At 61.1% G+C, this 18,151-nt stretch carries 19 protein-coding genes; 14 read left to right on the top strand and 5 right to left on the bottom strand.

The window, feature by feature from the left end:
- Positions 1-100 precede the first annotated feature (100 nt).
- Genes ACP15R_RS26120 through ACP15R_RS26110 form a run of 3 tightly spaced genes read right to left on the bottom strand, consistent with a single transcriptional unit; the run spans position 101 to position 3,064 of the window.
- The gene (locus tag ACP15R_RS26120) at positions 101-1,462 is read right to left on the bottom strand and encodes a TRAP transporter large permease (protein WP_424988783.1); all 1,362 of its coding nucleotides are present in this window, start codon (positions 1,460-1,462) and stop codon (positions 101-103) included.
- Positions 1,462-1,998, bottom strand: a complete 537-nt coding sequence (locus tag ACP15R_RS26115) for a TRAP transporter small permease (RefSeq protein WP_424988782.1) — start codon at positions 1,996-1,998, stop codon at positions 1,462-1,464. Before ACP15R_RS26115 ends, ACP15R_RS26120 begins: the two co-directional genes overlap by 1 nt.
- Before the next feature lie 55 nt (positions 1,999-2,053).
- A complete protein-coding gene (locus ACP15R_RS26110) occupies positions 2,054-3,064 on the bottom strand; it encodes a TRAP transporter substrate-binding protein (RefSeq protein ID WP_424988781.1) in 1,011 nt (336 codons plus the stop codon).
- 205 nt (positions 3,065-3,269) lie between these two features.
- Here ACP15R_RS26110 and ACP15R_RS26105 point away from each other — a divergent pair, with 205 nt between their 5' ends.
- The 3 genes from ACP15R_RS26105 to ACP15R_RS26095 all read left to right on the top strand — a co-directional run bounded on the left by ACP15R_RS26105 (position 3,270) and on the right by ACP15R_RS26095 (position 5,085).
- Positions 3,270-4,019: a GntR family transcriptional regulator gene (locus ACP15R_RS26105; RefSeq protein ID WP_424988780.1), complete on the top strand. Its 750-nt coding sequence runs from the start codon at positions 3,270-3,272 to the stop codon at positions 4,017-4,019.
- Positions 4,020-4,256: 237 nt separating this feature from the next.
- Positions 4,257-4,538, top strand: coding sequence for a nitrate/nitrite transporter NrtS (gene nrtS / locus ACP15R_RS26100; RefSeq protein ID WP_424988779.1), 282 nt, complete (start codon positions 4,257-4,259; stop codon positions 4,536-4,538).
- Between the two features lie 34 nt (positions 4,539-4,572).
- Positions 4,573-5,085 (top strand): flavin reductase family protein, encoded by a 513-nt coding sequence (locus ACP15R_RS26095; protein WP_424988778.1) that lies wholly within the window; start codon positions 4,573-4,575, stop codon positions 5,083-5,085.
- Here ACP15R_RS26095 and ACP15R_RS26090 read toward each other — a convergent pair.
- Entirely contained in the window at positions 5,075-6,109 is a 1,035-nt protein-coding gene (locus ACP15R_RS26090; protein WP_424988777.1) for an FAD:protein FMN transferase, read from the bottom strand. The genes ACP15R_RS26095 and ACP15R_RS26090 overlap by 11 nt on opposite strands.
- 217 nt (positions 6,110-6,326) lie before the next feature.
- Between ACP15R_RS26090 and ACP15R_RS26085 the strand changes: the two genes are divergently transcribed.
- The 8 genes from ACP15R_RS26085 (at position 6,327) to nqrM (ending at position 13,088) form a co-directional block, all read left to right on the top strand.
- Positions 6,327-6,851 (top strand): CBS domain-containing protein, encoded by a 525-nt coding sequence (locus ACP15R_RS26085; protein WP_424988776.1) that lies wholly within the window; start codon positions 6,327-6,329, stop codon positions 6,849-6,851.
- 120 nt (positions 6,852-6,971) lie between these two features.
- Positions 6,972-8,357 (top strand): Na(+)-translocating NADH-quinone reductase subunit A, encoded by a 1,386-nt coding sequence (locus ACP15R_RS26080; RefSeq protein WP_424988775.1) that lies wholly within the window; start codon positions 6,972-6,974, stop codon positions 8,355-8,357.
- Positions 8,358-8,359: 2 nt separating this feature from the next.
- Entirely contained in the window at positions 8,360-9,568 is a 1,209-nt protein-coding gene (locus ACP15R_RS26075; protein ID WP_424988774.1) for an NADH:ubiquinone reductase (Na(+)-transporting) subunit B, read from the top strand.
- The gene (locus ACP15R_RS26070) at positions 9,561-10,355 is read left to right on the top strand and encodes a Na(+)-translocating NADH-quinone reductase subunit C (protein ID WP_424988773.1); all 795 of its coding nucleotides are present in this window, start codon (positions 9,561-9,563) and stop codon (positions 10,353-10,355) included. The genes ACP15R_RS26075 and ACP15R_RS26070 overlap by 8 nt, the downstream gene beginning before the upstream one ends.
- Positions 10,348-11,004 (top strand): NADH:ubiquinone reductase (Na(+)-transporting) subunit D, encoded by a 657-nt coding sequence (locus ACP15R_RS26065; RefSeq protein WP_424988772.1) that lies wholly within the window; start codon positions 10,348-10,350, stop codon positions 11,002-11,004. The genes ACP15R_RS26070 and ACP15R_RS26065 overlap by 8 nt, the downstream gene beginning before the upstream one ends.
- Before the next feature lie 2 nt (positions 11,005-11,006).
- On the top strand, positions 11,007-11,615 hold the full coding sequence (gene nqrE / locus ACP15R_RS26060) for an NADH:ubiquinone reductase (Na(+)-transporting) subunit E (RefSeq protein WP_424988771.1): 609 nt from the start codon (positions 11,007-11,009) through the stop codon (positions 11,613-11,615).
- A 10-nt stretch (positions 11,616-11,625) separates the two neighbouring features.
- Positions 11,626-12,852 (top strand): NADH:ubiquinone reductase (Na(+)-transporting) subunit F, encoded by a 1,227-nt coding sequence (gene nqrF / locus ACP15R_RS26055; protein WP_424988770.1) that lies wholly within the window; start codon positions 11,626-11,628, stop codon positions 12,850-12,852.
- A 29-nt stretch (positions 12,853-12,881) separates the two neighbouring features.
- Positions 12,882-13,088 (top strand): (Na+)-NQR maturation NqrM, encoded by a 207-nt coding sequence (nqrM, locus tag ACP15R_RS26050; RefSeq protein ID WP_424988769.1) that lies wholly within the window; start codon positions 12,882-12,884, stop codon positions 13,086-13,088.
- A 65-nt stretch (positions 13,089-13,153) separates the two neighbouring features.
- Here the strand turns inward: nqrM and ACP15R_RS26045 are convergent, their stop codons facing one another.
- The gene (locus ACP15R_RS26045) at positions 13,154-13,624 is read right to left on the bottom strand and encodes an Lrp/AsnC family transcriptional regulator (protein WP_424988768.1); all 471 of its coding nucleotides are present in this window, start codon (positions 13,622-13,624) and stop codon (positions 13,154-13,156) included.
- Between the two features lie 204 nt (positions 13,625-13,828).
- On the opposite strand from ACP15R_RS26045, the gene ACP15R_RS26040 reads away from it, so the two are divergent.
- The 3 genes from ACP15R_RS26040 to ACP15R_RS26030 all read left to right on the top strand — a co-directional run bounded on the left by ACP15R_RS26040 (position 13,829) and on the right by ACP15R_RS26030 (position 17,621).
- Complete coding sequence (locus tag ACP15R_RS26040) at positions 13,829-14,893, top strand: Glu/Leu/Phe/Val family dehydrogenase (protein WP_424988767.1); 1,065 nt, start codon at positions 13,829-13,831, stop codon at positions 14,891-14,893.
- A gap of 57 nt (positions 14,894-14,950) precedes the next feature.
- Entirely contained in the window at positions 14,951-15,331 is a 381-nt protein-coding gene (locus ACP15R_RS26035) for a hypothetical protein (RefSeq protein WP_424988766.1), read from the top strand.
- Between the two features lie 226 nt (positions 15,332-15,557).
- Positions 15,558-17,621, top strand: coding sequence for a PA14 domain-containing protein (locus ACP15R_RS26030; protein WP_424988765.1), 2,064 nt, complete (start codon positions 15,558-15,560; stop codon positions 17,619-17,621).
- Positions 17,622-18,151 lie beyond the last annotated feature (530 nt).

Here is an 18,151-nt window from a genome sequence, read left to right as displayed (position 1 = left end):
AGGGTTTCGCCGCCCCCGGCGGCGCACCAGTCACCGCCGATAAAGTGCCGAAGCGTTCTGATATCTGTCTGCGCGTCCATGAGACGTCTCCTGTCTTGTGCTACCCGCCGACAATCGCCCGGGGCAGGAAAAGCGCGATCTGCGGAAAGAGGATGAGAAGCCCGAGCATGGCCGCCATGGCGAACCAGAACGGCCAGATGCCGCGGAAAATCTGGCCCATCGGCACGTCGGGGGCGATGGATTTGACGATGAAGACATTGATCCCCACCGGCGGCGAGATCATGCCCATCTCGAGCACGATCACCACGATGATGCCGAACCAGATCAGGTCCCAGTCCAGCCCGATGGCGATCGGGATGACCACCGGGATGGTCAGCACCAGCATCGCCATGGATTCCAGGAACATGCCCAGGAACATGTAGGCCAGGATGATCACCAGCAGCACGCCCAGGTCGCCGATCGGCAGCGAGGTCAGCAGGGTCACCAGCTGGGCCGGCACCTCGGTGATCGACATGAACGGGATGAAGACAAAGGCGCCGATGATGATCAGGAACACGGTCGCGGTGGCATTCATCGTCTGCAGGATCACCGCCCGCAGCGCGGCGGGGTCCAGCCGGCGCCGCCACAGGGCCACGAGGAAGGTCAGGAAAGCCCCCACCGAAGAGGCCTCGACCGGGGTGAAGAACCCCGTGTACATGCCGCCGATGGTGATCAGGACGACGCTCAGGATCGGCGCGGCGCGCCAGCCCGCCGCCAGGCGTTCGGCCCGGCTCGAGACCGCGCCGCGCGGCCCGGATTCGGGCTTGCGCGCCACCACGAGATAGATCGCGCCGATGAACAGCAGCGTCAGGATGATGCCCGGAAAGACACCGGCCATGAACAGCCGGCCGATGGATTGCTCGGTCAGCACCGCATAGATGATCATGCCCCCCGAGGGCGGGATCAGAAAGCCCAGCGTTCCGCCCGCCGCCACCGACCCGGTGGCGAGGCTGTCGGCGTAGTTGTAGCGCTTCATCTCGGGCAGCGCGACGCGGCCCATGGTGACCGCCGAGGCCAGCGAAGACCCCGAGAGCGCCGCAAAGCCGGCACAGGCGGCGATGGTCGCCGAGGCCAGCCCGCCCCGCATGTGCCCCATCCAGCGATAGGCGGCGGCAAACAGGTCGTTGGACATGCCCGACACACCCGCGAGATTGCCCATCAGCACGAACATCGGGATCACCAGCAGGTTGAAGTTCGACGCCGCCTCGAAGGTCTCGCCGGCAAGGTTGGAATAGGCGATGGTCCAGCCCCGCGCCCAGGCCTGGCCGGCCTCCATGCCGACGGCGATGAACTTGTTGGCATTGGCGATGACGGTGCCGGCAAAGCCGACCCCCAGCATCGACAGGGCAACCGGCATGCGCAGCGCCAGCAGAACGAAGAGGGCCAGCAGACCCAGCAGCCCCAGGAGGGTCATGTCGATCATCACAGCTCTCCACCGATCCTGAGCGGCGCGACCTTGCCGGAGCGCAGCAATTGCCAGATGTCCAGGACGATGACCGCCGCGTAGATCGCCGCCGAGACCGACAGCATGTGGTAGAACGGACCAAAGGAAATCAGCAGCTGTTGCGTGGTCTCACCGAATTTCGCGGCGCTCTGACCGGCATGCCACAGCCGCCAGGCCATGAGCGCAAGCAGGCCAACCGCCAGCAGCTTGACCGCCACCATCGACCATTTGGCAAAGCCGGCGGACATCCGCGATTCCAGCACCTCGATCTCGATATGCGCCCCGGTCCGCGCCCCCAGCGGCACCGACAGGGCAACGATCACCACCAGCGACAGGATCAGCAGGTCCTCGGCCCCGACGATCGGGCTGTTCAGCGCCTTGCGCATGACCAGCACGTTCCAGACCGAAAACCCGGTCATGAATACCAGCGTCGCACCGCCCAGGATCAGCGAAAACAGGATCAGCAGACGGTCCAGCATCGCGATGATGCCGGGCAGTTTCGGTTCATGCGTCATGGGGTCCTCCAGGGGAAACCGCGGCAGACCGGGGCGGCGCGCCCCGGTTGCGGGGTTACTGGTTGAGCGCGTTGTAGATGGCCTCGGCATTGTCGATGCCGCGCTCCGCGTAATCGGCAAAGATCACCTTGAGCCCCTCGGCCACCGCGGCATCCATCCTGGCGCGCTCGTCGTCCGACACCTCGACCAGCGTGTAATTCTTGCCGCTGGTCTGCTGCATGATGGCCAGCGATTTCGCGTCGGCCCCGTCAAAGCTCTCGGCCAGCTTCATCGACGCGGCCTCGCCCGCCAGCTCGTCGATGATCGCGCGGTGGGCCTCGCTCAGACCCTCGTAACGGTCGCGGTTCATCACCACGAAGATCACCGCGTGCTGCACCGGCACATTGGTCACGAAATGCGATGCCACATCCCAGAAATTCCACGGCGGCGTCATGTTGTTATAGGTCGAATAGGCGCCGTCGATGGTGCCGGTGGACAGGCCCGTATACATCTCGGTCACCGGCATCTGCACCGGAACCGCGCCCATCGCCTCGACAATCGGCGTGGTCAGCGCCGCATAGGGCACCACCTTGGCCCCCTTGAGCCCCTCCATCGTCGACATGTCCCGCGTCGCCGCGATCCCGATCCCGGCGGCGGTGGTCAGGCCGATCACCTTCACGTCCTCGTATTCATCCGCCAGATGCGCGTCAAACGCCGCCAGCATACGCCGGGTCGCCTCCGCCGAACTCTCCGACTTGCCCGGCAGGATCGCCAGCATCGTCTTGGGAAACAGCGCCGGCGTATAGGCCGAAACGCCAAAGGTGATGTCCGCAACCCCCTCGACCGCGCGCTTGTATTGCTGAACCGGACCCGCACCAAGCTGCCCCGCCGGGAAAAGCTTCATCGTCAACGTCCCCCCGGACCGCTTCTCAAGCTCCTCGCCAAACCACGAAAACATAACCGTGTTCGTATGATGCTGAGGCGGCACAAACGTCGCAACCGTCAACTCGTCCGACCCCGCCGGAACCGCCGAAACCCCAACCCCAAACGCCGCTACAACAACGCCCAACAAACGCCTCAAATCCATCCGTCCCTCCCTGAATGGTTTTGGCGAGTCCTGTCGGCTTGGGATCCCAAACATGAAAAAATCAGTGCGGGCGCCACGATTCTCGCCAGATTACAGGTAGAAAACACCAATACGGGATCCCAAAGCAAGCGAAAAATGAGGGATTTCATAAAAACGGGCCCAAGGCGTCTTGACTTTGGGATCCCAAATCTCCTGTATATGGGCCATGGAGTCTATCGACAGCGAACTTGCCGCGCGTATTCGCAGCGACATCATCTATGGTGCATATGGCGAGAACGAGCGCCTATCCGAGGCCCGGCTATGTGAAACGCATAACGTGTCGCGCACCCCTGTCCGCATGGCCCTGCGCCTGCTTGAGCGCGAGGGGATCGTGCGCCGGGGCGAGGGACGGGGCTATCTGGTGCAAAGTCCGACGGTTGCCGACATCTTGCAGGCGGTGCAGGTACGCGGCCACCTGGAAAGCCTCGCAGCGCGGCTGATGGCGCAGAGTGCGGACCGCGCCGTTCACCTGCCGGACATGGCCCGCGCCATCGACGAGATCGACCGGTTTGTTGAAGCCGGGCGGCTGGACGAAGCCGCGATTCGCGAGGCGCAGGGTGCGAACAAGACGTTTCACACGACGATCCTCGGGGCCTGTGGCAACGAATATGTCGGTTATACCTGCGCCCAGATCTCGCATCTTCCGATGTTGGCGGTTGGATCGATGGTGTTCGACCGCCATGCGGCGGACACGCCGAAGCAGAAAGAACGCGCGATTTTTCGTCTGCGGCTTGGGAATGCCCAGCACCGGGTGATCTACGAAGCTATCGAAAAGGGCGATCCGGTGCGCGCCGAAGGCATGATGCGCGAGCATTCGCACACGATGGTTGAATATATCCAAACCTTTGAAAAACGCGACGGACGGCTGAGCGTGTCTGACCTGGTTGCGTATTCCGGGATCGATACAACCGCGTAGAGGGGGCTGATCCGCGGCGCAGGCCGGCGGCGGAGTGATGGAAATGCAGCGCGTCGAAACCGGCAATGGAACGCGGCGCAAGAGAGGGAGGGAGCCGGATGTCGAAACCCGGAGGGATGCTGGACATCCTGTGCATGGCCTGCTTGCTGCACGCTTTCCGGCGAACGGATTTGAAACCCTGAATTGGAACCGACCGGATTTCGCAATGCGGGCCCCGGCGAAATGGTAGAAGAACACATGAGCGAAACGTCATCCAGCAAGCCAGACGACAAGGAGAGCTTTCTCTGGCTGGCCACCCGACCCTCTGTTGTGCGCAGGGCCGCCAAGATCGCGTTGATTGTCGGCGTGGTACTGGCGATGATCAACCATGGCGACAAGATCCTGTCGGGGACGCTTGGCGCTGGCGGTGTGTTCAAGATTTTGCTGACCTTCCTGGTGCCCTATAGCGTGTCGTCCTATTCGTCGGTACTGGCTATTCGCGAGCGCACGCAGTTGGTGGAATCCGATCGCGGCACATGACGGGCTGCGCAGCGAGAGAGAAGGGGGGCGAATGGTGAGCAACACGCCGGAGAGCGGAGAACCTTATCAGGACCCATCTCCCGAGCGAATGCGCGCGGCCCTGGGCGGGTTTGCCACCGGTGTCGCGGTGGTGACTTGTGGCGAGATCGGCAGGAACGCCTGTGCCGTCACGATCAATTCCTTTACCTCGCTGTCGCTGGATCCGCCGCTGATCCTGTTCTGCCTCGACAAATCGGCCTTTCATCTCGACCGCTTCCTGAAGGCCGGGCATTTTGCCGTGAACATCCTGAGCGATGCGCAGATCGAGTTGTCAAACCGGTTCGCGCAAGAGGCCGAGGATGGGCTCGAGGGGGTGACAACCGGTACCCTCAGCACCGGCTGTCCGGTGTTCCCCGAGGCATTGACGGCGCTGGATTGTCGGCAGGAGCGTGTGCTCGAGGCGGGCGATCATCATATCCTGATCGGTCGCGTGGTGGCGATTCGGCCGCTGGTCGCGGCCGATCCGCTGGTGTTTTTCCGGGGGCGTTACGCCGCGATCACGCGCTGAACAGGCGTTCGAATGCCGGCGATGCGGTGTCGGTAAAGTTGCCGTCGCGGCCCGAGATCAGGTAGGCGGCGATATCGTTTTCACGGGCAAAGCGCATTGCCTTGTCGGCCCCCATCACCAGCATCGCGGTGGACAGCGCATCCGCCCGTGTCGTGGTGTCGGCGATGACGGTTGCCGAGGCCAGGTCATGGGTCAGAGGACGGCCATTGCGCGGGTCGATGATATGGGCAAAGCGCTGGCTGTCGGCTTCAAAGAAGATGCGATAGTTGCCCGAGGATGCCAGGGCATAGCCCGACAGGCCGACAACATGCTGAATGTCGCGCACGGCCGGGTTGGGTTTTTCGATGCCAAGCCGCCAGGCCCGGTCTTCGGGTGACAGGCCGCGGGTGCGCACTTCGCCACCGACTTCGACCAGGTAATGTTCGACCCCTTCGGCATCGAGCAGTTCGGCAACCTTGTCGACGCCATAACCCTTGGCAATGCCCGAGAGGTCGAGCCGCGCCTGAGAAGTCTTGGCAAGCCCTTGGTTGGAAACGGAAATATTGCGATACCCCAGGTCGGACATGGCGGCGGCAATCTCTGCCTGGGCAGGGATGTCGGCGCGTCCGCCCTTGGGGCCGAACCCCCATAGATCGACCAGCGGGCCAACCGTCGGATCGAATGCGCCGCCGGTCATGTCGGCAACGGCGAGGGCGGTTTCCACAACCCGCGCGGTGTCGGGGGATACCGAACGGCGGCTGCCCGGCGCGTCGGCGTTGAACAACGACAACTCCGAGGTCGTGCGATAGGTCGACATAAGGTCTTCGACGCCATCAAGGCTGGCCTGGATGCGCGATGCGAGCTCATCGCCGTCGACCGTGCCGGGCGCGCGGGCGACTTTGACATTATAGGTCGTTCCCATGGTCTTGCCGCTGATGCTGTGTGCACCATCGGCGCGGGTGTCATCGCATCCGATCAGGCCGAGAAACGGTATCGTCAGCGCGATGCCGTTTGCGCCACGGATGAAGTCTCGCCGTGAAAGCATGGGTCAAAGTCTCCATAAGATTCTAGGTCGCGCCGCGATCATGAGCGGCCCGTTGGTCACCCTATTCCCTAAAGCGTCTCGTTGGTGGTTTCCAGATGCAAAGCGCCATTTGTCGCGCCATGGGCGGAGGCAGAATGGCGCAGGGCGTTCGCGCCGCTGATTTGACGTTGTGAAATCCGGCAAACTATGCAGTCTGAATTGGGCAAGGAGGACGATCATGGCACCAACTTCTTATCAGGGCAGAATGGAAAAAGACGACAAGGATGCGCACACCCACTCGCAGACCGAAGAGTGGAGCCTGGGCGTCAACTCGCCGGGCATTAGGGTCGAGGATATCCTGCGTCACAAGGGCGACGAGGTGCATTCGGTGACACCGCACACGACCGTGCGCGAGGCGGTGGGCATGCTGACCCGGATGCGAATCGGTGCGCTGGTGGTGGTCAATTCCGAACTGGAACCGGTCGGGATCGTGTCGGAACGCGATGTCGTGCACATGATCGATGCGGGCAAGGATGTCGACGGGGCCATTGAAACCATCATGACGCCCGATCCGATCACCTGCACGCCGGACTATACCATCGAGGAAGTGATGAAAATCATGTCCAACCGGGGCTTCCGGCACATGCCGGTTCAGAAAGATGGTCATCTTGTGGGGTTGGTTTCCGTGCGAGACGTCGTTAAGCACCGGCTCCAGGAAGTCGAATACGAGAACCTCAAGATCAAGCAGGCAATGGTGGGCTGATACGCCAAGGCTGGGCCGCTTTGTCTCATGTTACATCGTGGGGTGATTCGCGATAAGGCACGTTAACTGCGCCCAGGAGCATGCCCGGGGCTGAAATGCGGATTGGAAAGCAAGACCGAAATGTCAATCGCTGCACAAACCTCTGACAGAGGCAGGAATGTTGTACTCAGTCGCGGCCTGAACCTGCCGATCGATGGCGCGCCGCAAGGCGAGGGGATCGAACCGGCGGTGGATGTGGCCGCTTGCGCGGTGGTTGCCGCCGATTTCGTGGGCCTCAAACCCCGGATGCTGGTGGAAGAGGGCGACAAGGTCGCGCTTGGCCAGCCGCTGTTCGAGGACAAGCGGTTTGACGGTGTCGTCTATACAGCCCCGGCGGCGGGACAGGTCCGGGCCGTCAACCGGGGCGCGCGGCGGGTTCTGCAATCGGTGGTGATCCAGATCGAAGATCGCGACGACGCGGTCGAGTTCCAGGCGGTTGCCACCGACGCGCTGGCGGATTTGGCGCGCGAGGATGTCGTGCGCAACCTGCTGGCCTCGGGCCTGTGGACCTGTCTGCGCACGCGGCCCTATTCCAAGGTGCCCGATCCGGCGACAACGCCCGCGGCCCTGTTCGTGACGGCGATGGACACCCGGCCCTTGGCGGGGGATCCGGCGACGGTCATCGGGGCCGCGAGCGAGGATTTCGCCAATGGTGTGGCGATCCTGTCCCGGCTGACCGAGGGCACAACCCATGTCGTGCATCAAACCGGTGCGCAAATGCCCGCGATCAACGGCGAGACTGTTTCGGTCAGCAGTTTTGACGGGCCGCATCCGGCGGGGCTGGTGGGGACACATATCCACTTTCTTGACCCGGTCGATGGCAACAAGACGGTCTGGCATATCGGCTATCAGGACGTGATCGCCGTGGGAGAACTGTTCCGCACCGGGCGGCTGCCGACCTCCAAGGTGGTGGCGATTGCCGGACCTGCGGCGACCAGGCCGCGCCTGGTGCGCACCCGTCGCGGTGCCTCGCTGGCCGAGCTGGTGCATGGTGAGAGCAGCAGTGAAGACATGCGGGTGATCTCGGGCGATGTTCTGAGCGGCATGCATGCGCAGGGCGCGTTCAACTATGTCGGTGCCTTTGACAACCAGGTGACCTTGCTGCCCGAGGGCAAGCATCGCGATTTCTTTGGCTGGATCATCCCGTCGTCGAAGAAATTCGCCACCGCCAAGGTGCATCTGTCGAGCCTGCTGGGGCTGGACAAGATCAGGTTCCACACCAATCTCAACGGATCGCCGCGCGCGATGATCCCCATCGGGCTGTATGAAGACGTCATGCCGATGGACATTCTCGCGACACAGATGCTGCGCGCGATCCTGGTTTCCGATACCGACGTTGCCCAGCAGCTTGGGGCGCTTGAGCTTGACGAGGAAGACCTCGCGCTCTGTTCCTATGTCTGCATGAGCAAATACGAATACGGCTTGGCCCTCCGGGTCAATCTCGACAAAATCGAAGCGGAAGGCTGACAATGGGTTTGCGCAACTTTCTCGACACGCTCGAGCCGCATTTCACCAAGGGCGGCAAGTACGAAAAGTACTATGCCGTCTATGAAATGTTCGACACGATTTTCTACAGCCCCAAGACCGTGACGAAATTCGCGCCGCACGCACGGGCGGCGATCGATCTCAAGCGGGTGATGACCTATGTGGTGATCGCAACCATCCCGGCGATCCTGTTCGGTCTCTACAATACCGGGTTCCAGGCCAACACCGCGCTTGCCAACCTGGGTCAGGAGACGGCGGGCGGCTGGCGCGGCTGGGTGCTGGATAGCTTTGGCATCGGCTATGATCCGGGCAACATCCTTGCGTGTTTCTTTCACGGGCTCCTCTATTTCGTCCCGATCTATCTGACGACGCTCATCGTCGGTGGTATCGTCGAGGTCACTTTTGCGGTGATCCGTGGACACGAGGTGAACGAAGGTTTCTTTGTCACTTCCATGCTTTATTCGCTGATCGTTCCGGCGACGATCCCGCTGTGGCAGGTCGCGGTGGGCATCATTTTTGGCGTTGTGATCGGCAAGGAAGTCTTTGGCGGAACGGGCAAGAACCTGTTGAACCCGGCCCTGGTCGGGCGCGCGTTTCTGTATTTCGCCTATCCGGCGCAGATGTCGGGCGATTCGGTCTGGGTGCCGGTCGATGGCTATTCCGGTGCCACCGCCCTGAGCATCAGCGCCAGCGACGGCTATCAGGCGCTGCCGGCGATCGGGCTTGACTGGTGGACCGCGTTCTGGGGCTTCATGGATGGCTCGATCGGGGAAACCTCGGCCTTTGCGATCCTTCTGGGCGGTTTGTTCCTGCTCTATACGCGAATTGCCAATTATCGCCTGATTGCCGGTTGCCTTGTCGGGACGATCCTGATGAGCAGCCTGTTCAACCTGATCGGCAGCGATACCAACCCGATGTTCGCGATGCCGTTCTGGTGGCATATCGTGGTGGGCGGCTATATGTTCGGGCTGATCTTCATGGTGACCGAACCGGTTTCGGGGGCAATGACCAATGCCGGGCGCTGGTGGTATGGCGGGCTGATCGGCGTGATGTGTGTGCTGATCCGGGTGGTGAACCCAGCCTTCCCCGAGGGCATGATGCTGGCCATCCTGTTTGGCAACGTCTTTGCGCCGCTCATCGACAACTTTGTCGTCAGTGCCAACATCCGGCGGAGGGCTCGTCGCAATGGCTGAGAACAAGTCGATCTTTTCCAACGATCACCCGTTCAAGATCATCTTCATGGCGGTGGCGCTGTGTCTGGTGGGTTCGGTTCTGGTGTCGGCGGCGGCCATCGGTTTGCGCCCGCTGCAAGAGGCGAATGCCAAGCTGTCGAAACAGACCAACATCCTTCAGGTTGCCGGGCTGTATGATGCCGGCACCGATGTCGGCGCGGTCTATGCCGAACGTATCGAGCCGCGCGTTGTCGATCTGGCCACCGGCGAGTTCACCGATGCGGTCGACCCGGAAACCTATGACGAACGCCTGGCCGAGCGTGATCCCGAGCTGAGCACCGCGCTGACCGCGGAGCAGGACCCGGCCCAGATCAAGCGGCGCGTGCAATACGCGACCATCTACCTGGTCAGGGACGCGGCGGATGACGGGTTCGAAACCATCATCCTGCCGGTGCATGGCTATGGCCTGTGGTCCACCTTGTACGGCTTTGTCGCGCTCAAGCCCGATGGCAACGAGATCGTCGGCCTGCAATTCTATCAGCACGCGGAAACACCGGGTCTTGGCGGCGAGGTCGACAACCCGACCTGGCGCGCGCAATGGCCGGGCAAGAAGCTCTTTGGCGACGATGGCCAAGTATCGATCGAGATCGTCAAATCGGGGGCCACGGGTGACTATCAGGTCGACGGTCTGGCCGGTGCCACGCTGACCTCTCGCGGGGTGCATAACCTGGTCCGCTATTGGGCCGGACAGGACGGGTTCGGCCCGTTCCTGAAGAACATGACAGAGGAGTTGGCAACCAATGGCTGACCGCAAGAAGCTCATCCTCGACCCGGTTCTCGACAACAACCCGGTGATCCTGCAAACGCTGGGCATCTGTTCGGCGCTGGCGGTGACGTCCTCGCTTCAGGTGTCGCTGGTTATGTGTGTTGCCCTGACCACGGTGACCGCGTTTTCGAACCTGTTCATCTCGATGATCCGGCACCACATCCCCGGCTCGATCCGCATCATCATCCAGATGGTGATCATTTCGTCGCTGGTGATCGTGGTTGACCAGGTGCTGCGTGCCTTTCTGCCGGATATCGCCAAGACGCTGTCGGTCTTTGTCGGTCTGATCATCACCAACTGTATCGTGATGGGGCGCGCCGAAGCCTATGCGATGGCCAACCCGCCGCTGCCCAGTTTCCTTGACGGCATCGGCAACGGTCTGGGCTATAGCGCCATCCTGATCGGGGTTGCGATCATCCGTGAATTGTTCGGCGCCGGCAAGCTGCTGGGCATCGAGATTTTCCCGACCGTGTCGAATGGCGGCTGGTATGTGCCCAACGGGCTGCTGCTGCTGCCTCCGTCGGCGTTCTTCATCATCGGCGGTTTCATCTGGATCCTGCGGAGCTGGAAATCCGATCAACGGGAACGTGTTGAAAACGTCATTCTCGACGTACAGGTGAGTGAGCACTGATCATGGAAGCCCTGCTTAGCCTCTTTATCAAGTCCATATTCATCGAGAATATGGCCCTGTCCTTCTTCCTGGGCATGTGTACCTTCCTGGCGGTTTCGAAAAAGATCACCACCGCCTTTGGTCTCGGGGTTGCCGTGGTGTTGGTGCAGTCGATCACCATCCCGGCCAACAACCTGATCCTGAACCTGTTCCTGAAACCCGGCGCGATGACCTGGCTGGGCTTTGACGAGACCGACCTGATGTTCCTGGGCCTGATCAGCTATATCGGCGTGATCGCGGCGATGGTTCAGATCCTCGAGATGCTTCTCGATAAGTTCTTTCCGGCGCTCTACAACGCGCTTGGCGTGTTCCTGCCGCTGATCACCGTGAACTGCGCCATCCTGGGTGGCTCGCTGTTCATGGTGGAACGGGATTACGATTTCGCCGAGAGCGTGGTTTACGGCATCGGGTCGGGCACCGGCTGGGCGCTGGCCATCGTTGCGCTCGCCGGGTTGCGCGAAAAGATGAAATACTCTGACGTGCCGGCGGGCCTGCGTGGCCTCGGGATCACTTTCATCACCGCCGGCCTGATGGCCATGGCGTTCATGTCGTTCTCCGGCGTTCAACTCTGAGGATCAACAAATGACCGATTTCTTCCTCGGCGTCGCACTCTTTACCACCATCATCCTGGCGCTGGTGGGGATCATCCTCGCGGCCCGGTCGATGCTGGTGTCCTCGGGCGCGGTGAATATCGAGATCAACGGCGAAAAGACGATTTCCGTTCCGGCCGGTGGCAAACTGCTCAGCGCGCTGGCGGGCGAGAACCTGTTTGTTCCTTCCGCCTGTGGCGGCGGCGGCACCTGTGCGCAGTGCCGGGTCAAGGTGCAGGAGGGCGGCGGCTCGATCCTGCCCACCGAGCTCAGCCATATCACCAAGCGCGAGGCGCGCGAGGGCGATCGCCTGTCCTGTCAGGTGGCGGTCAAGCAGGACATGAAAATCCAGATCCCGGACGAGGTGTTCGGAGTCAAGAAATGGAAATGCAAGGTCCGCTCGAACGATAACGTGGCGACCTTTATCAAGAACCTGGTACTGGAATTGCCGGAAGGCGAGAATGTCGATTTCCGCGCCGGTGGTTACATCCAGATCGAATGCCCGGCCTACGAGATTGGATTCAAGGAATTCGATGTCGCCGAGGAATACCGCGAAGACTGGGACAAGTTTGCCCTGTGGGACATTCACGCCAGCAACAACGAACCGGTCGAACGGGCCTATTCGATGGCGAACTATCCCGAGGAACGCGGCGTCATCATGCTGAACGTGCGGATCGCGACTCCGCCGCCGCATGCCGATCCGTCCAAGGTGCCGCCGGGCAAGATGTCGACCTATATCTTCAACCTGAAGCCCGGTGACGAGGTGACGATTTCCGGCCCCTATGGCGAATTCTTTGCCCGCGACACCAACAAGGAGATGGTATTTGTCGGCGGCGGCGCGGGCATGGCCCCGATGCGCAGCCACATCTTTGACCAGCTCAAGCGCCTGAGCACCGACCGCAAGATCACCTTCTGGTACGGGGCCCGCTCCAAGCGCGAGATGTTCTTTGTCGAGGATTTCGATCAGCTTGCCGCCGAGAACCCGAACTTTACCTGGCACGTGGCGCTGTCCGACCCGATGCCCGATGATGATTGGGACGGCTATACCGGGTTCATTCACAACGTCCTGTACGAGCAATATCTCAAGGACCACGCGTCGCCCGAGGAATGTGAATATTACATGTGTGGTCCCCCGATCATGAACTCGTCGGTGATCAACATGCTCGTCGATCTGGGTGTCGAGCGCGAAGATATCATGCTGGACGACTTCGGCGGGTAAACCGCCGGAATCCCAAGGGGAGAAAAACCATGGAAACCGTGATCGTTGCGTTTGGCGTCTTTTTGATGGTTGTTGTCGGCATGTCGGTCGGCGTCATCTTTCAGGGCAAGCGGATCACCGGCAGCTGCGGCGGGCTGGGCGCGATCGACGGTGTCGATCAATGCGGCGTCTGCGGCCGCAGTTTCGATGATGTCGACGTCAATGCCTGTGACGGCGTGCCCAAGCTGCGCGCCTGATCGCCCATATCCTTATCGGGGCGGATTGACCCGCCCCGATCTTGCCGGACCGCATCCACTGTCGGTCAGGGCGCTTGCGGGACGAAACCCGGCTCGTTCTTGAAGCACTTCAGCGAAAATGAAGACCGGGAATTTCGGATTCCCTTGATGCGATAGAGTTTCTTGTTGAGGAAATTCTCGAACCCGCGCGTACCGTCCACCGCGACCTTGATAAAGCAATCGAACTCGCCCGATGTCAGGTGCACCTCAAGAACCTCGGGTATCCGGCTCAGCTCTTCGCAGAGGTCGGAAATGCGCGACACCTGCTCTCGGGTCGCGGCGATTTCCACCAGGACAATATCCGAATAGCCCAGCAAGGCGTGATTGATCACGGCATTATAGCCCGTGATATAGCCATCGCGCTGCAACCGTTGCACCCGTTGCCAGCATTGGCTGGTGGACAGGGCAACGATTTCGGACAGGCGGGTGTTGGGCAGGTTGCCCTCGTTCTGCAAGGCGCGAAGGATTCGGATATCTGTGGTGTCCAGCGGTTTCACGAAATATCCTTTTGCCAAATGATGCAAGGTCGAATTCTGATCCTATCATGTTCCGTTTGGGCCGCAAATTCAAACATTCATTCTGAGGGGGCGGGGCTAATATGCCGGCTATTCGGTCGAGACCCACAAGCTGGGTCGCCCGCCAGCGCAGCTGCGCGGGGAGCGCCGGAAGCAGATTCGTGCTTGCCATAGGAGGGGCATCACATGACTCAAGCCGCCACGAAACACAGTTTGACCATTCGCGATCTCACGCCCGGCAAGGGCTATGCGCGCCTTGTCGAGGCACGGGACGAAGCCACCGGCCTGCATGCGCTGGTGTCGATCCACTCGTTGCAGCGCGGGCCCGCCGCCGGTGGCTGCCGCATGTTCAACTATGCCCGGGTCGAGGATGCGATCTATGATGTCGAGCGCCTGTCGCGGGGCATGACCTACAAGAACGCCGCGGCCGAGCTGCCGCTTGGCGGAGGCAAATCGGTGATCATTGGCGATCCCAAGGCGCTGAAGACGCCCGAGCTGATGCGGGCTTTTGGCGCGTTCATCGAGAGCCTTGGCGGCGATTATTACACCGCCGAGGACGTGGGTGTTTCCACGCAGGATATGGCCCATGTTGCCGAAAGCACCGCCTATGTTGCCGGGCTTGACGGCGGCGATTACGCCAGCGGCGATCCGTCTCCGGTAACCGCGCGCGGCGTGTTCCTGTGTGTCAAGCAGACCTTGAAACATGGTTTGGGCTCAGAGGATCTGACCGGCAAGGTCGTGGCGATCCAGGGTCTGGGCCATGTGGGTATGAGCCTTGCGGGCATGCTGCAGGGCGCGGGAGCCAGGTTGATCGTGAGCGATATCAACGAAGAAGCGGTCCGCCACGCCGAGAAAGAATTTGGCGCAACCGTGGTGTCGCCCGACGAAATCCTGCACCAGGATGCGGATATCTTTGCGCCTTGTGCCATGGGCGGTGCGCTGACGCCGGCGGCAATCGATGCGCTGAAGGTCCGGTTCGTGGTGGGTGCGGCCAACAACCAGCTGGCCGACGAAACTTGTGGTCAGAGGTTGCAGGACAAGGGCATCCTCTACGCGCCCGACTATATCGTCAACGGCGGAGGGATCGTCAATGTGGCGATGGAGATCCTCAAGATCTCCGACGCATCCTACCGCGAAAGCCGCATTTCCGGGCTGGCGACGTCCCTTCAGCAGGTGTTCACCCGCGCCGAAGAGACTGGCGAGTCGCCTCACGTGGTGGCAGATCGCCTGATCGAGCGCCGGTTGGCCTGACCGCTGCCCGAGAGCGCCCGGATCGGCTGAGCGGCCTGTCGTTCCGCCAGATACCGCATGACCCGGTCCGTTTGGGCCGGGTCTTTCTTTGTTGTCGGCAATGGCAAAGCCGCGCAATTGTTAATAGGTTTGGGCTTCCGAATAAGAAAGATTGTAACCAATACGGTTGCTGAATTGAGTCCTGGTGCATGCGCGGCAATGGCCATCCGCCGACGCGCGCGGCGGTTCACAGCGAAACAGAGCCATGATCCGGGTGCGCAGGGCCGGGGTGTGCCGTGTTTGATTCGGGCGCAGATTCAAGCCAGTAGCCAGCAAAATCAAAAATTGAAACCACCCCCGGCCCATCCTCTTGTGATTGCACCCCGTCCCGGCGGCGCTGTCCATTCAGGCGGCAATCCGCAAATTAGCGGCCAATTTTCGCCGAATATTGCCATTTAACATTTCCTTAATAGAGGGTCGTTAGGGAATGCTTTACGAGGACCCCGAAAGAAAGCAGGGTCGCGGTTACAACGTGAACCGTGTTTGCTCGGAGTATGTACCTGTTCGGCATGTCCGCAGCAGGCCGTTTTTAATAGGTTCAATCGGCAAGTTTCTGACTGCGGCTCCCCTGTGGAACTGCGTGTGCCGCTTGGGCCATGGGATGCAACTGGAGACTTAATCGCCAATGGCAATCACATCTGATTTTGCGGCCGAGTTCTGGACGCTCGCGTCGCCGGTTTCCGATCTGGGCCAGATCGACTTTGACGCGACGCCGGACGCCATCCGGGCGGTTGCGGCGCTGAATACGATCGGGTCGAGCGGGAGCTTCTGGGATGGTGGGGCGTCGGACAATTTCGCGGCGCGCTACACGACCACGCTGACGGTAAGCGATGCGGGGAGCTATACGTTCTACCTGAACTCGGATGACGGTTCGAGCCTGTCGATCGATGGCAATACGGCGATCGACAATGACGGGCTGCACGCGCCGCGAGAGCAATCGGTGACGCTGAACCTGAGCGCGGGGACGCATGCGATCGAGGTGCTGTATTTCGAGGCGGGCGGCGGCGCGACGCTGGCGCTCGACTGGTCGGGGCCGGACACTGGCGGGCTGCGCCAGACCCTGTCGGGCGACATGATCAGCACCGATATCGACGATCTCGGCGGCAGCACGGGCGGCGGCGATGGCTCTGACGGGGGCGGCAATGGCGATCCCGTGTCCAACTATGATGACAGCGTACGGATGTATGTTTTCGGGCACAGCCTGATCAACCACACCTACAGCGATTCCAACGTTCCGGTCTGGATGGATGCGCTCGCGGATGCGGCGGGCTACGAGTTTGTCGCCGATGGCCAGTTCGGGTTCCTCTACCAGTTTCTGGAAAGCGGGCTGAACAACATCGATAGCCAATGGAAGTTCGATGGCGTCGAGAGCGCCGAAGGCGCGGGGGTCTGGTCTTTCGCCCAGGCGGATTACGACTCCGTGCTGATTACACCGGCGAATTTCATCCAGTGGCAGGACCCGGACGATTACGGCCTGGGCAATATCGCGACGGTCGATTCCACGCTGGCGATCATCGATTGGGTCAATACCCAGGAGCCGGGGATCACGGTCTATATCTATGAAAACTGGCCCGACATGGCCGGCTATGGCTTTCCTCCGTCCGATTCCCAGTTCGCGGCCTATAATGAATACACACAAACCGAGTTCCACGATTGGTGGCTCGACTACTACGACAGCCTGATCACCGCGCGCCCGGACTACGACATTCGGATGTTGCCGGTCGGGCCTGTGATCGCGAAGCTTCTGGAGACGGCACCGTTCGACCAGATCCCGGTCACCGAACTCTATGAAGACGACGCGCCGCACGGGGAGCCGACGATCTATTTCCTGGCCAGCATCATCACCTATATGGCCACCTACGGTGAAAAACCGCCCGCGGATTTTGCGCGCTCGGGCGAAATCAACAGCACGATCATCGACAACTATGAGACGGTTGTCGATTTCCTGTGGCACGAGGTGACCGTCGGGGAATTTTCGGTCGGTCCGGTGCCGGGGGCCAATGGCGGTGCCGGCAGCATCATCGGGACCGACGGGGACGACGTGCTGTTTGGTACCGCCGGTACCGATAGCCTGGTTGGCGGTGACGGTATCGACACGGCGGATTACAGCAATTCCGCCACTGGCGTGACGGTGCGCCTCTGGGAAGAGACCGGTGCGCGTGGCGATGCCGAAGGCGATTCTTATGAAGGCATCGAGAATGTCACCGGGTCCGCCTATCGCGACAATCTGATCGGTGCCAATGATATGGACAATGTGCTCAACGGGCTGGCCGGCAATGACCTTCTGCGGGGCCGCTCGGGTAACGATACCCTGATCGGTGGCGCAGGTGACGATGAGCTTGTCGGCAATGCTGGCGATGACACGCTGCTCGGTGACGAGGGCAATGACGTGCTGTTGGGCGATGCCGGTGCCGACAGGCTGAATGGTGGTCAGGGTGATGACATCCTCACCGGCGGCGCCGGCCTGGATACCTTTGCCTTCCGGTCGGGAGATGGTCGCGACACGATTGCCGATTTTACCGATGGCCAGGACAGCCTGACCTTCCACGGTGGGCTGACCTACCAGGACCTGAGCCGTCAACAGGTGGGCGACGATGTGTTGATCACCTATGGGGATGGCGATCAGATTCTCGTGGAAAACATGCTGCGCGCACAGCTGACCGCCGACGATATGCAGTTTGTCGCCTAGCCAGGCGCGCATCGGGGGGACGGAAACCGCCCCGGTTCATCTTCGAATACGGAATGGGGCGGCCTGGCCGCCCTTTTTCATGACCGGCAGTCACCGCATCTTTGGGCGCACCCCTATGGGCCGGTGGGGTACAATCTTGAATCCACCGTGGTTTCCGCCCTTGGCCGGCAGAACTTTGGGCCGCCTCGCTGGTGGCGATGGTTCTCAGGATCATACACGCCTTGCCACCCACATCCCGGGTGCCGGCGATGACAAAGCTTTCCCACTTCACGGCCTTGTACGAATTGGGAGGGTATGAGCCCGAATTGCATGACGCCTCACAGTCGGGTGAACCGGTCTGCCGGGATATGACCTGGCAAGAAGGCGGCGAAAGACCCAACCATAGACAGTTCCTGCTGACCCCATGATTCCCCGACACCCGAGTCGCCATCCCCCTATCGGCGTCATTGAGTGGTTCTGTAGCTTTGATTTGAGTGCATATGTGGATAAAGTTGTTGATAAGGTTGTTGGTTTTTGAGTGAGTTGTTGTG

It is taken from the genome of Microbulbifer sp. S227A (genome assembly GCF_049800935.1).
The sequence above is the reverse complement of the archived record's forward strand: the minus strand, read 5'-3'. Positions and strand labels throughout refer to the sequence as shown.